This window comes from Pseudomonas sp. NPDC078416 (assembly GCF_050268485.1).
Taxonomy (GTDB): Bacteria; Pseudomonadota; Gammaproteobacteria; order Pseudomonadales; family Pseudomonadaceae; genus Aquipseudomonas.
The window spans coordinates 34,798-48,144 of the sequence record NZ_JBNNGV010000009.1; the positions used below are offsets into that span (position 1 = coordinate 34,798).

General features: G+C 60.8%; 7 protein-coding genes. 3 read left to right on the forward strand and 4 right to left on the reverse strand.

What is annotated here, in order from left to right; all coding sequences use genetic code 11:
* Window positions 1–183: 183 nt before the first annotated feature.
* Window positions 184–2,919, reverse strand: coding sequence for a magnesium-translocating P-type ATPase (mgtA, locus tag ACQKEN_RS11145; RefSeq protein ID WP_427685499.1), 2,736 nt, complete (start codon window positions 2,917–2,919; stop codon window positions 184–186).
* A 751-nt stretch (window positions 2,920–3,670) separates the two neighbouring features.
* On the opposite strand from mgtA, the gene ACQKEN_RS11150 reads away from it, so the two are divergent.
* The 3 genes from ACQKEN_RS11150 (at window position 3,671) to ACQKEN_RS11160 (ending at window position 8,076) form a co-directional block, all read left to right on the forward strand.
* The gene (locus ACQKEN_RS11150) at window positions 3,671–4,687 is read left to right on the forward strand and encodes a class I SAM-dependent rRNA methyltransferase (RefSeq protein WP_427685500.1); all 1,017 of its coding nucleotides are present in this window, start codon (window positions 3,671–3,673) and stop codon (window positions 4,685–4,687) included.
* A gap of 111 nt (window positions 4,688–4,798) precedes the next feature.
* A complete protein-coding gene (locus ACQKEN_RS11155; protein WP_427685501.1) occupies window positions 4,799–7,759 on the forward strand; it encodes a DUF748 domain-containing protein in 2,961 nt (986 codons plus the stop codon).
* A gap of 26 nt (window positions 7,760–7,785) precedes the next feature.
* Window positions 7,786–8,076, forward strand: coding sequence for a DUF2845 domain-containing protein (locus tag ACQKEN_RS11160; RefSeq protein ID WP_427685502.1), 291 nt, complete (start codon window positions 7,786–7,788; stop codon window positions 8,074–8,076).
* Window positions 8,077–8,309: 233 nt separating this feature from the next.
* Here the strand turns inward: ACQKEN_RS11160 and ACQKEN_RS11165 are convergent, their stop codons facing one another.
* From ACQKEN_RS11165 to ACQKEN_RS11175, 3 genes are read right to left on the reverse strand one after another with little or no spacing between them, the layout of a single operon-like run.
* Complete coding sequence (locus ACQKEN_RS11165) at window positions 8,310–9,683, reverse strand: HlyD family type I secretion periplasmic adaptor subunit (RefSeq protein WP_265388236.1); 1,374 nt, start codon at window positions 9,681–9,683, stop codon at window positions 8,310–8,312.
* Complete coding sequence (locus tag ACQKEN_RS11170; protein WP_427685503.1) at window positions 9,673–11,826, reverse strand: type I secretion system permease/ATPase; 2,154 nt, start codon at window positions 11,824–11,826, stop codon at window positions 9,673–9,675. The genes ACQKEN_RS11165 and ACQKEN_RS11170 overlap by 11 nt, the downstream gene beginning before the upstream one ends.
* Window positions 11,827–11,875: 49 nt before the next feature.
* Window positions 11,876–13,225: a TolC family outer membrane protein gene (locus tag ACQKEN_RS11175; RefSeq protein ID WP_427685564.1), complete on the reverse strand. Its 1,350-nt coding sequence runs from the start codon at window positions 13,223–13,225 to the stop codon at window positions 11,876–11,878.
* Window positions 13,226–13,347: the final 122 nt, after the last annotated feature.

A 13,347-nucleotide genomic window follows, 5' to 3' on the forward strand; every position in this document is an offset into this window, starting at 1 on the left:
CCGGGGGAGCAGGAGCGTGGCTTGTCCCGCGATCTGGCGCGCAGCGGCAGTAAATCGGTGTCTGAGCTGCATCGGGCGGGAACAGGTCGTTGAGTTGCACGGCTGCTTCGCAGCCGATCGCGGGACAAGCCACGCTCCTACAGTCTCCGGTCAGAATTCAAGCAACTCAGCGCCATCTGACCTTCACTGCCAGCCAAACTTGCGCACATAGAACCCTTTCACCGCCTGGGTCAGCGCCACGTACGCGATCAGGATCACCGGCAGGATGGCGAAGTACAGCGGTGGCAGCGCCTGCAACTTGAAGTAGTGCGCCAGCGGGCCCATCGGCAGGAAAATGCCCACGGCCATGATCACCCCGGTCATCACCATCAACGGCATCGCCGCGCGGCTTTGCAGGAAAGGGATTTTCGGCGTGCGGATCATGTGCACGATCAGCGTCTGCGTCAGCAGGCCCACAACAAACCAGCCCGACTGAAACAGCGTCTGATGCTCAGGCGTGTTGGCGCCGAACACGTACCACATGACCGCAAAGGTGGTGATGTCGAAGATCGAGCTGATCGGCCCGAAAAACAGCATGAAGCGGCCCACATCCGCGGGCTGCCAGCGCTGGGGCTTTTTCAGCAATTCCTCATCGACGTTATCGAACGGGATGGCGATCTGGGAAATGTCATACAGCAGGTTTTGCACCAGCAGGTGCATCGGCAGCATCGGCAGGAACGGAATGAACGCACTGGCGACCAGCACCGAGAACACGTTGCCGAAGTTCGAGCTGGCCGTCATCTTGATGTACTTGAGCATGTTGGCGAAGGTCCGGCGCCCTTCCAGCACACCCTCCTCCAGCACCATCAGGCTCTTCTCCAGCAGAATGATGTCGGCGGCTTCCTTGGCGATGTCCACCGCAGTGTCCACGGAAATACCGATGTCGGCCGTGCGCAGCGCAGGCGCGTCGTTGATGCCATCGCCCATGAAACCTACCACGTGCCCGTTGGCCTTGAGCAGCCGAACGATGCGCTCCTTGTGGGAAGGCGTCAGCTTGGCAAACACGTTGGTGGTCTCGACCGCGACCGCCAGCTCAGCGTCGCTCATGCGTTCGATATCACCCCCCAGCAGCAGGCCCTGACGCTCCAGCCCGACTTCGCGGCAGATCTTCGCGGTGACGCGCTCGTTGTCGCCGGTCAGCACTTTCACCGCCACGCCGTGCTCGGCCAGCGCTTTAAGCGCCGGTGCCGTGCTTTCCTTCGGTGGATCGAGAAACGCCACATAACCGATCAGGGTCAGGTCGCTTTCGTCAGCCAGGCCGTAGGTGTCGCGGCCTGCCTCCATAGGACGCGCGGCGACGGCCACCACGCGCAGACCTTCTTCGTTGAACGCAGCGGTGACGCTCAGAATGCGCTCGAGCAGTTCAGGCGTCAGCGCTTCTTCGGCATCGCCGTGGCGCACGCGGTTGCACACGCCCAGCACTTCTTCCAGCGCGCCTTTGCAGATCAGCAGATGCGGCTCGCGCTGCTGTTGCACCACCACCGACATGCGCCGGCGATTGAAGTCAAAGGGGACCTCATCGACCTTGCTGAACGCGGTGCCGACTTGCAGCTCGCGGTGAATCTCGACGTGCTCAAGCACCGCGACGTCCAGCAGGTTTTTCAGGCCGGTCTGGTAGTAGCTGTTGAGGTAGGCCATTTCCAGAACGTCGTCGGACTCGTCGCCCCAGACGTCGACATGGCGTGCGAGAAAAATCTTGTCCTGGGTCAGCGTGCCGGTCTTGTCGGTGCACAGCACGTCCATGGCGCCGAAATTCTGGATGGCGTCGAGGCGCTTGACGATGACTTTCTTGCGCGACAGAAACACCGCGCCCTTGGCCAGCGTCGAGGTGACGATCATCGGCAGCATTTCCGGCGTCAGGCCGACAGCGATGGACAGCGCGAACAGCAACGCCTCCATCCAGTCGCCCTTGGTGAAGCCGTTGATGAACAGCACCAGCGGCGCCATCACAAACATGAAGCGGATCAGCAGCCAGCTGACTTTATTGACCCCGGCCTGAAACGAGGTCGGGGCACGGTCAGTGGCGCTGACCCGTTGCGCCAGCGCGCCGAAATAGGTGTGGTTGCCGGTGGCCAGGATGACACCCGTCGCCGCGCCGGACACCACGTTGGTGCCCATGAACAGAATGTTTTCCAGGTCCAGCGGGTTGCCCGTATCGAGGTCCTGACGCCGCGCGAATTTCTCCACCGGCATGGACTCGCCGGTCATCGCGGCCTGGCTGACAAACAGGTCCTTGGCGCTGAGCACGCGGCAGTCCGCAGGGATCATGTCGCCGGCAGACAGCACGATCAGGTCGCCCGGTACCAATTGCTTGATCGGCAACTCGATGCGCTTTTGCTTTGCGTTATCGGCAGCGTCGAACGAGCTGTCGGCGCGGCGCATGACGGTCGCGGTATTGCTGACCATCGCCTTGAGCGCGTCGGCGGCCTGATTGGAGCGCGCTTCCTGCCAGAAACGCAGCAGCGTGGAGAGCACGACCATGGAGAAAATCACCGTGGCGGCTTTCATGTCTTCGGTCAGCCACGAGATGAACGCCAGCAGGGTCAGCAGCAGGTTGAACGGGTTTTTGTAGCAGTGCCACAGGTGCACCCACCACGGCAGCGGCTGTTCGTGCTCGACTTCGTTGAGGCCGTGTTGCTCGCGCAGGCTTTGCGCTTCGGTTTCGGTGAGACCGTCGGCGTGGCTGCTCAGGCGTGCGAGCAATTCAGGCACATCGCTGCTGGCGCCGCCGGTCAGGGTTTGCGCGAGGGTGGGCGGCACTTCGCGGCTGACGGTGGCGTCGGTCACGCTGTCGAGCGTCGCCAGCCGACGGAAGTGCCGGCCGAGTTTGCGGGTGCGGACAAAGTCTGCGAGAAATTCTTTCAGGAGGGTGTACTTCATGGTTATGTCCCCTGGACTGAAGGCTGCTGGAGCTGAAAGCACAGGAACCTTGAGCAGGTACGGCCGACCTCGGGCGCCGCGCTCGTTCATGAGCAGGCACCGCAGGCTGGCCCGCGCAGCAAAAAGCCGCGCGCGTCCGATGCGCAGACGAACGACAGATGTGTCGGTCATCACGCTGGATGGGGCGTCAGGGAAAGGACAGGGAAGCGGGCTTCTGATCAGAGTCCGCTGGCACTGCCGCTTCTCACGTTGTCGGCGAGATAGCGGCAGTGAAAAGACTGCGCGTTATCGTGCCGAGGATGGGCCGGTCGTTAGCACCGGCTGACGTCTGTCACTCGAACAAGTACCCACTGTGGGTCTCCGCATTGGTTGAAAACGGGCGAAGCATACGCCCGGGTTTTATGAGAGTAAATCGCCAGTACGGAGGGTGTGGGGGATAATGCGGATGTCTTCAGGGAAGGTTCAGGAAGCGGCGGATGACGCCCTTGTAGGAGCGCGCTTGCCCGCGATGGCGTCAGATCTGACACACCAAGGTCGGCTGACTCACCTCAGTTTCTGTAGGAGTGAGCTTGCTCGCGATGGCGATAGGTCTGCGAAGAGGATGTGGTCTGACACGCCGCTATCGCGAGCAAGCTCACTCCTACAGGGGTTTTGCGAAAGTCCGTAGAAGCTTGCTGGCGAACAGGCGGCAACACCGGCATTGGCCTTGCTGATAAACTCCCACGCCCTCATTCCTGCCCCAAGGCCGAGCATGTCTTCGTTGAATCAGGCGCTCAGCGTCGCCCTCGATAATCGTCAATCCCTGCTGGCGGAACTGCACGCCCAAGGCACCGATTGTTATCGCCTGTTTCACGGCAGCCAGGAAGGCGCGAGCGGGCTGACCGTCGATCGCTACGGCCCGCAACTGCTGGTGCAGAGTTTCCACAACAGCCTGGATCTCGACTCGCTGCTCGCGCTGCATGCCGCCGTCAATGCGCGGCTGGGCCTGGAACTGATGCTGGTTTACAACGACCGTTCCCAAGGCAACTCGCGGGTCGACCGGACTGACCCGATCTATAAAGCCGACGACGCTGCGCTGGCGGATCTGGTCGGTCATGAGTGGGGCCTCAATTACCGGGTGCGCGGTCGTCATGCCGGGCAGGACCCGCTGCTGTTTCTCGACCTGCGCAACGCCCGTGGCTGGGTCAAGCAACATGCCGCTGGCAAGAGCGTGCTCAACCTGTTCGCCTATACCTGCGGCGTCGGCCTGAGCGCGGCAGCGGGTGGCGCACGCGAGGTGTGCAACCTGGATTTCGCCGAAGGCAACCTGGCCGTCGGGCGCGAGAACGGCCTGCTCAATCCTCATCTGCCGACCATGCAATTCGTCCAGTCCGATTACTTCCCGGCCATTCGCCAATTGGCCGGGCTGCCCATCGCTTCCCGTCGCGGCCACAAGCTGCCGAGTTACGTACGCCTTGAGCAACGCCAATACGATCTGGTCCTGCTGGACCCGCCTGCCTGGGCCAAGAGCGCGTTCGGCACGGTGGATCTGCTGCGTGATTACCAAAGCCTGCTGAAACCCGCGCTGCTTACCACTGCCGAAGATGGCGTGCTGATCTGCTGCAACAACCTGGCGAAGGTCAGCCTGGACGACTGGCGCGAGCAAGTGCTGCGTTGCGCGAGCAAGATCGGCCGTCCCGTGCGCGACTGCCAGGTGCTGACACCGGGCGCCGACTTTCCGTCACAGGATCAACAGCCCCCGCTCAAGACATTGATCTTGCAGCTGTGATGCGTGATCTGGCCTAAGGAAATTTCACACACGGATTGAAGCGACTGGATTCGGAACCAGATTGGCGTGCCATACTCCAAGGACCTCCCATCGAGAGAGTCGGCGACCTACATGCCCAAAGGATTGAAACGCGCCATCGGCGCCCTGCTGGCCGTCTTCGCCATTTACAGCGTGCTGGGGTTTCTGATCCTGCCAGGCGTTGCATTGCGAATCATCAATCAACAGCTGGCCAATTACAGCACGGTGCCCGCCAGGCTGGACCGTCTCGAACTCAACCCCTACAGCCTTGAAGTCACCCTCTGGGGCCTGAACATCGGGGCGCCCGGCAAGGAACAAATCGGTTTCGCGCGGCTTTACGCCAACCTGCAAATCGACAGCCTGTGGACCAAAGCGCTGCACCTCAAGGCGGTCGAACTCGATAAACCCAAGACCGAGTTGCTGTTCGCCAAGGACGGAACGCTCAATCTGGCCGGGCTCTTCAAGCTGCCCGCCAGCGAACCCGCCAAACCCGACGAACCCTCAAGCAAGCCATTTCCGCTGCGCATCGGCGAGATCAAGCTGGCCGACGGTTACGTGCACTTCCAGGACATGCGGCCCAGCGAGCCCATCGAGTTTCTCTACGACGCGCTGAATTTCGAGCTGAAAAACCTCAGCACGCTGCCGGAAGACAACGCCGACATGACCTTGGTCGCCGCTGGGCCTGAAGGCGGTCAGATCGACTGGGTCGGGCGCATCAGCCTGGTGCCGATCGCGTCGGAAGGCACGCTCAAAGTCACCGACGGCAAGATGAAAGTCTGGTGGCCCTACGTTCGCGATGCCCTGCCGCTGGTGCTCAAAGACGGCGTGCTGAATTTCAATACCCACTACAAACTCAGTCTGGCCAAGGAAACCGAGCTGCTGCTGGACAACACGTCCCTCAGCGTCGCGCCTTTTGCCATCGATGCCCCGGACGGCAGACCGCTGGCGCGCCTGAAAAAACTGAGCGTGAGCGAGACGTCGATCGATCTGGCCAAGCAGTTGGTCACCGTCGGCAAGATTCGCAGCGAAGGCCTGGAAACCTGGGCGACGCGTGAGTCGGACGGTGAGCTGGACTGGCAGAAGCTGTTCGCCAGCCAGCCTTCTAAAGCGCAGGCGAAAAAGGTTGAGGCTGAAAAGCAGCAGCCCGCCACCGCCACCGGTACTGAAACCACCGCCAGCGCAAAACCAGCGGCGCCGAGCAAGCCCTGGCAGGTGTTGCTGCGCGATACGCAGCTGCGCGACTACCGCATTCACCTTGCCGACAAAGTGCCGAAAGAGCCTGTCGCGATTGATGTCGGCCCGCTGAACCTGGACCTCACCGGTTTCGACAGCCTCAACAAGTCGCCCTTCAAGCTCAAACTCGACACCGGCGTGGGCAAGCAAGGCAAGCTGACCGCCGAGGGCGAGGTGAATCTGGCGCCGGTGCGCGCCAATCTCAATGTCACCACCCGCGATATCGACTTGCGTGTCGCGCAGTCCTACGTCACGCCGTTCATTCGTCTGGAAGTGCGCAGCGGCATGCTCAACAGCGATCTGGCGGTGGACCTGAAAAGCACCGAGCCGTTGGCGCTGGGCATTACCGGCAAGGCGCAGGTGGATCAGCTGCACACCCTCGACACCCTCAAGTCTCGGGACTTCGTGAAGTGGCAGCGTTTGAACGTCGAGGGGCTGAATTTCCAGCTGGGCGATAGCCTGACCATCGCTTCGATCAACGTCGATCAACCCTATGCGCGCTTCGTGATCGCTGACGATCGCTCGACCAACATCGACGACCTGCTGATTCCCCAGCCTGCTGATCAGGCGCCTGCCGCGCCGAAAGCCAAGGCCGCCGCCAGCAGCGAAAAGCCGATGGGCATTCGCATTGGCGAGGTCAACATCACCAACGGCTCGGCGAACTTCGCCGACTTCAGCCTGACACCGAACTTCGCCACGGCCGTTCAGCAGCTCAACGGCAAGATCGGCACGCTGGATAACCGTCAGGACAAACCGGCGACGGTGAATATCAACGGCAAGGTTGATCGCTATGCGCCGGTGACGATCAAGGGCGCGCTGAACCCGTTCAACCCGATGGCGAGTCTGGACATCGCCACCAGCTTCAAGCGTGTGGAACTGACCACGTTGACGCCCTACTCCGGCAAGTTCGCCGGTTATCGTATTCGCAAGGGTCGTTTGAATCTGGATCTGCATTACCTGATCACCAAAGGCCAGCTTAAGGCCGAGAACAAGGTGGTGGTCGAGCAGCTGCAATTGGGTGAAAAGGTCGACAGCCCGGACGCGGTGAACCTTCCGCTGAAACTGGCGATTGCCCTGCTCAAGGACACCGATGGCAAGATTTCCATTGAGCTGCCCGTGACAGGCGATCTCAACAATCCGCAGTTCAGCGTGATGCCGATTGTCTGGCAGACCCTGCGCAATCTGGTGGTGAAGGCTGCGGCGGCGCCGTTCAAATTCATCGGTGGATTGATCAGCGGCGGTGGCGGATCGGAGGATTTGGGTACCGTGGCCTTCGCGCCGGGGGCTGATGAGTTGAGCCCTGAAGCGATGGCTTCGCTGGACAAGCTGGCGGCAGGCTTGAAAGCGCGCCCGGCGTTGCGTCTGGAGATTGAAGGCACCAGCGCTGAAGCGAGCGACGGGCCGTTGATTGCCCAGCAACGGCTTGAGCGCGAATACCAGAGCACGTACTACAAGATTCTCCAGCGTCGCGGCGACAAGGTGCCTGCGCAGCCGAGTGATCTGACGGTGCCTGCGGATGAAAAGGCGCCGATGCTTGAGGGCATCTATCGCACGCGCCTGAAACAGCAGCCGCCGGCCGAGTGGGTGAATCTGGGCAAGGAAGAGCGTCAGAACAAGCTGCGCGAGGCGGTGCTCAAATCCTGGAGTTCGAGCGCGCTGCTGTTGCGTCAGCTCGGTCAGGCCCGGGCCGGAAGCATCAAGGACTATCTGGTCGACAAGGGCCAGCTGGCAGACGAGCGGGTGTATTTCATCGACACCACCCTCGGCCAGCCGGAAAAAGACGGCCGCGTCATCAGCCCCCTGCACCTCGACAGCGAGTAATGATTTTGACGAATGCGATAACGAGGATGGCGTTGATTCTCGGTATGACGGCGCTGGTTGGCGCGGCCCAGGCAGATACATTGCGCTGCGGCAGCCAGCTGATCAGCGTCGGCGACCGAATGTTTGAAGTGCAGCAGAAATGCGGCCAACCGGTCAGCCAGGACATCATCGGCTACAAGGAAACCGTCAATCACTACCGCCAGGTGGATCAGGTGCAAGTCCAGGAATGGATCTACGGCCCGAGCAACGGCATGTACCAGTATTTGCGGTTTGAAGGCGGGCGCTTGGTGAGGATTGATAGCAAACGCGGGAGGTAATAGCGCACTCCGCTACTCTTCAGTGGGACCGCGCGCTGCAAGCCCTGTAGGAGCCGGCTTGCTGGCGAACCGGGTGGGTCAGTCACTGCTGCGGGGCCTGGATTAATGCCTTCGCCAGCAAGCCGGCTCCTACAGATCTTTGCTCGGCGAAGCTCTATCGTCAGCCGGGAAAACGGCGATCAAGCTGGCCGTTTCCCGGCTGAAGCCGGTCCCACTGAGTCATCGGACAGCCATCAACGCTCGTGCAATGCCTCGGCGCGGGCTTTGAGGACGGGTTTGAGCATGTAGCTCAGGATGGTTTTCTTGCCGGTGATGATGTCCACCGAAGCGACCATGCCGGGGATGATCAGCAGCGGGTGCTCATCGGTGCCGAGATGGCTGCGGTCGGTGCGCAGTTTAATCACGTAGAAGGTGTTCTTCTTCTCTTCGTCCTGAATGGTGTCAGCGCCGATCTGTTCCAGCTTGCCTTTCAGCCCGCCGTAGATCGTGTAGTCATAGGCCGTGAACTTGATCATCGCTTCCTGCCCCGGGTGCAGGAAGGCGATGTCTTGCGGGCGAATGCGCGCTTCTACCAACAGCGTGTCATCCAGCGGCACCACTTCCGCGATGTCGCTGCCCGGCTGAATCACGCCGCCGACGGTGTTGACCAGCATCTGCTTGACCACGCCACGCACCGGCGATGTCACCATCGTCCGGTTAACGCGGTCTTCGAGCCCCTTGGCTGTCGACTGCGCTTTCGAAAGGTTGGTGCGGGCTTCGTTCAGTTGCGTCAGCGCGTCGCTGCGGAATTTGCCACGGGTTTCATCGATCTTGCGCTGCACCTCGGCAATCGCCGCTTGGGCGCGAGGGATCGCCAGTGTGGTGCCGTCCAGCTGACCACGGGTTTCCACCTCGGAGCGCTTCAGCCGCAGGATGTCCACCGGCGACACCGCACCCTGGGACACCAACGGCTCGGACATGCCGATCTCCTGGCGCAACAGGCCCAGGCTGCTGCGGTACTGCTCCTGCTTGGAGGCAAACTCGCGCAATTCCTGCTGACGTTGAATCAATTGCTGCTGCAAGCCACCGATCTCATCGACCAGTTGCTGACGACGGCTCTTGTACAACGACTCTTCGTTGGACGCCTGATTCGGCACCAATTTGCGCGCTTCGGCGCTGATATTCAGGGGACGATCATCCACCTCGGCGCTCAGACGCTCAACGCGCAGCTGCATGGCCAGGCGGTCCGCTTCGGTTTCGCCCACATTGGACGCAAAGCGGGTGTCATCGAGACGAATCAGCGGGGCGCCGGCGTCGACGATCTGGCCGTCATGGGCGTAGATCTGCGCGACGATGCCGCCTTCCAGGTTCTGGATCTTCTGGATCTTGGTCGACGGTATGGCTTTGCCCTCGCCCTTCGTCACTTCATCGATCACGGCATAGTTAGCCCAGACCAGCAAAAAGACGAAGAACAGGATCACGGCCCAAATGGTCAGCCGCACGATGCGCGGAGCGTCGTCGACCAGTGCCTTTTTGACTTCGGGGAGTGCCTGGCCTTCCAGCGAAGGCGAGCCTTTGAAGTAGCCGAAGATGCCGCCACCGGAGTTTTGACCTGACTTAAGCAACACTGATCTGCCCCTTCTTCAACGCTTCCATAACGGCGGCTTTCGGGCCGTCGGCAACGATCTGGCCGCGGTCGATGACCACCAGGCGATCAACCAGGCTGAGCAACGAAGCTCGGTGTGTCACAAGAATCACGGTCTTTTTCTCGATAACGCCATACAGGCGCTGCTTCAAACGCTCTTCGCCGGTGTTGTCCATGGCGCTGGTGGGTTCGTCGAGCAACAGGATCGGCGGATCGAGCAACAAGGCCCGCGCCAGAGCGACGTTCTGCCGCTGACCACCGGACAGATTCTGGCCGCGCTCACCCACTTGCAGCTCGTAGCCCTGCGGATGCAGGCTGGCAAACTCATGCACGCCAGCCAGCTCAGCGGCCTGCAGCACCATCTCGTCGTCCACGTAACGCGCGCCGGAAATCAGATTGTCGCGCAGCGTGCCCGACAACAGTTGAATGTCCTGGGCGACGTAGCCGATGTTGTGGCGCACTTCGCTGACGTCGATCTGGCGAATGTCGACGCCATCGACCAGCAGCGAGCCTTCGTCCGGCTGATACAAACCGACCAGCAGTTTGGCCAGGGAGCTTTTGCCTGAACCGCTACGGCCGATGATGCCGACCTTCTCGCCCGGGCGGATCACCAGATTGATGTTGCGCAGCGCCAGGTTCTGCTGGTTCGGGTACGTGAACTCAAGGTTGCGGAATTCCATGGCGCCTTGCAGGACCTGACGGCTGAGCGGACGCTCGTCGAAGTTGCGCTCCTGCGGCAGCTCCATCATCTGATCGACCGACACCATGGTGACTTTCGCCTGCTGATAACGGGTCAGCAGACCGGACAGTTGCGCCAACGGGCCCAGAGCGCGACCGCTGAGCATGTAGCACGCCACCAGGCCGCCCATGCTGAGGACGCCGTCCATGATCATGTAGACGCCGAAACAGATCATCGCCACACCGGCCAGCTGCTGGATCAGCAGGGTGATGTTCATGGCCAGACCGGAAAGCACTTTGACGCGCAGTTCCAGGCGGCTGAGCGTGCCGATGGTGTGTTCCCACTGGTACTGACGCTCGCTTTCGGCGTTGTTGACCTTCACCGCATCAAGGCCGGCGAGGGTTTCGATCAGGCTGGACTGACGCTCGGCACCCAGCGCCATGGTGCGCTCAAGGGTCGAGGTCAGCGGCTTTTGCAGGAAGTGGCCAATGCCCAGCGCCAGCGGGAAGGCGATGATCGGAATCCATACCAGATGCCCGCCCAGCAGCGCGATCACCAACAGGATGATCAGCGTGAACGGCAGGTCGATGAGGCTGGTCAGGGTCAGCGACGTGAGGAAGTCACGCATGCCCTGGAACTCATGGATGTTCTGGGCATAACTGCCGACCCGTGCCGGCCGAAACTTCATCGCCATGCCGACGATACGCTCGAACAGCGTGGCGGAAATGATCAGGTCGGTTTTCTTGCCGGCCAGGTCCAGGCACAGACTGCGCAGGCCCTTGAGCAACAGGTCAAACAGGAACGCGCCACAGATACCGGTCGCCAGCACCCACAAGGTTGCGGTGGCCTGGTTGGGCACGACACGGTCGTAGACGTTCATCACGAAAAGAGGGGTAGCGAGCGCGATCAGGTTGATCACGAAGCTGGCAGCGATCGCGTCGACGTAAAGCCAGCGAGACAGCTTGAGGGTGTCCTTGAACCAGGAGCGAGCGCGGGGAATGAGCGAGCCCTGGGTCACGTCAAATTTATGTTGCGGTTGAGCGAAAAACACCCGACCGCTGTAGTCCTGCGCCAGCGTTTGGGTTTCGATCAGCACTTCGCCGCCGTTGCTTTCGCTGATCAGCAGGCGGGCCGATTCGCCCTCCCAACCGAGCAGAACGGCAGAGCGCCCTTCTTTGAGCAGCAACAAGGCGGGCAATGCGATTTCGGGAATCTGATTGAGCTTGCGTTGCAGCAAACGCCCCTGCAAACCTGCCCGGGCTGCGGCGCGAGGCAGCAGATCCGGGCTCAGGCGCTGGTCGGGCAATGGCAGACCGGTGGTCAGCATCGCCCGACTGGCCGGCTTGTGATGCAGGGCGCAGAGTGTCAGCAGCCCGTCGAGTAACGGATCGTCGTGCTGGCTGCGTGGATCATGACCTAATTGAGCCGAAGGTAATTCCAAGTCCACGCTGACACTCTCTTTCTTAACGGTTAAAAGAAGCTGACTCCGTCAAGAATCAGTTCATGCCCGGCAGCTGAACTGTCGGTTTCACATCGTTCTGCACAACCGATGCCATCGGGGCCACGACGCCTTGGCTTTTCAACAGAGTGCCCATGTCCGCCTTGATGCGGTACTGGGTGTACGTCTGCAGGTTCTTCAGCTGCACCAGACGCTGTTGCGCCGTGAACAACTCGTTCTCGCTGTCGAGAAGGTCGAGCAGGGTACGCTCTCCCAGACTGAATTGCTGCTGGTATGAGGTACGCACGCTGTTGGCACGCTCGACGTACTGCTGAGCGATCGGCACCTGGGCGTTGGCGTTGTTGTAGGCGTTCCAGGCCAGGCCCAGTTCTTCATTCAACTGACGCAGCGCATTGTTGCGGATATCCAGTGCCTGACTCGACAGGTACGACTTGGATTGCAGGTCGGCCTTGTTGCTGCCACCGGCGTACAGGTTGAAGCGCATGCGCACCATGGCTTCCCAGCCATTGTTGTGGCCTTCGTCGCCGCCAATGTTGTTATCGGCATTGCGGCCCAGTTCTGCATCGAAACGCGGGTAGTAATTGGACTGCGCCGAGGTGTACTGCTTTTCAGCGGCAACGATGTCGGCTTCGGCCGAGCGCAGCACCGGGCTGTTTTCCAGCATCTGGCGGCGGGCTTCGTTGAGATCGGCGGGCATCATGGCGAACGGCGACGGCGCTTCCAGCTGGTCAGCTTCCAGACCAACGGCACTCAGGTAGTTGGTTTGGGCGTCGGCCAGATTGGTTTGTTCGGTGATCAGGTTGTTACGAGCCTGTGCCAGACGGGCATCGGCCTGGTCCATATCGGCCATACGACCCACACCGCGGGAAGTACGGAGTTTGATTTGGTCGTAAATACGTTCGTGACTCTTCAGGTTTTCTTCGGCCAGCCGAACCATTTCACGTTGAGTAAGAACATCCAGATAGACCTGTGCAACAGTCAAAGCGGTACGTTCGGTCGTATTTAACAGCGAATACGCCCGGGAATTGGCGGTGGCTTGTTGACGCGCAACTTCGTTACTTGTTGCAAAGCCATCAAACAGCATTTGCTGAAGACGGATTTGCGACTCGCCGCGGTCCAGCGTCTGGTAATCATGACGACCGGTCGAGGCACGGGTGCTTGGCGTATCGGAACCGGCCCGGCCGTAGCCCGCCGTAACATCGACACGCGGCAGGTAGCCGCCTTTTGCAGCGCGCAGCGCGTAGTCCTGGGCGATACGGGCATTAATGCCGGCCTGCACCTCGGGATGCTCGTCCATGGCTTTCTGCATGGCGGACTGTAGCGTCTGAGCCTGACTGAAGCCGGCACACAGGATAAGGGGTACAGCAGTGAAGAGGTGCTTACGCATTTTGGTGATTTCCCGAGAACGTACTTGTTCAAAATGCAGCAATACACACTGCCGCATCGTAAAAATGGCCATTGAAGTGATCGTTTCGAGAGTGTTCTGAAGGGCGCTTGCGATCACACTGC

Coding starts and splice junctions, on each gene's coding strand:
- mgtA (WP_427685499.1), bottom strand. CDS start 2,919: ATGAAGTACACCCTCCTGAAAGAATTTCTCGCAGACTTTGTCCGCACC.
- ACQKEN_RS11150 (WP_427685500.1), top strand. CDS start 3,671: ATGTCTTCGTTGAATCAGGCGCTCAGCGTCGCCCTCGATAATCGTCAA.
- ACQKEN_RS11155 (WP_427685501.1), top strand. CDS start 4,799: ATGCCCAAAGGATTGAAACGCGCCATCGGCGCCCTGCTGGCCGTCTTC.
- ACQKEN_RS11160 (WP_427685502.1), top strand. CDS start 7,786: ATGGCGTTGATTCTCGGTATGACGGCGCTGGTTGGCGCGGCCCAGGCA.
- ACQKEN_RS11175 (WP_427685564.1), bottom strand. CDS start 13,225: ATGCGTAAGCACCTCTTCACTGCTGTACCCCTTATCCTGTGTGCCGGC.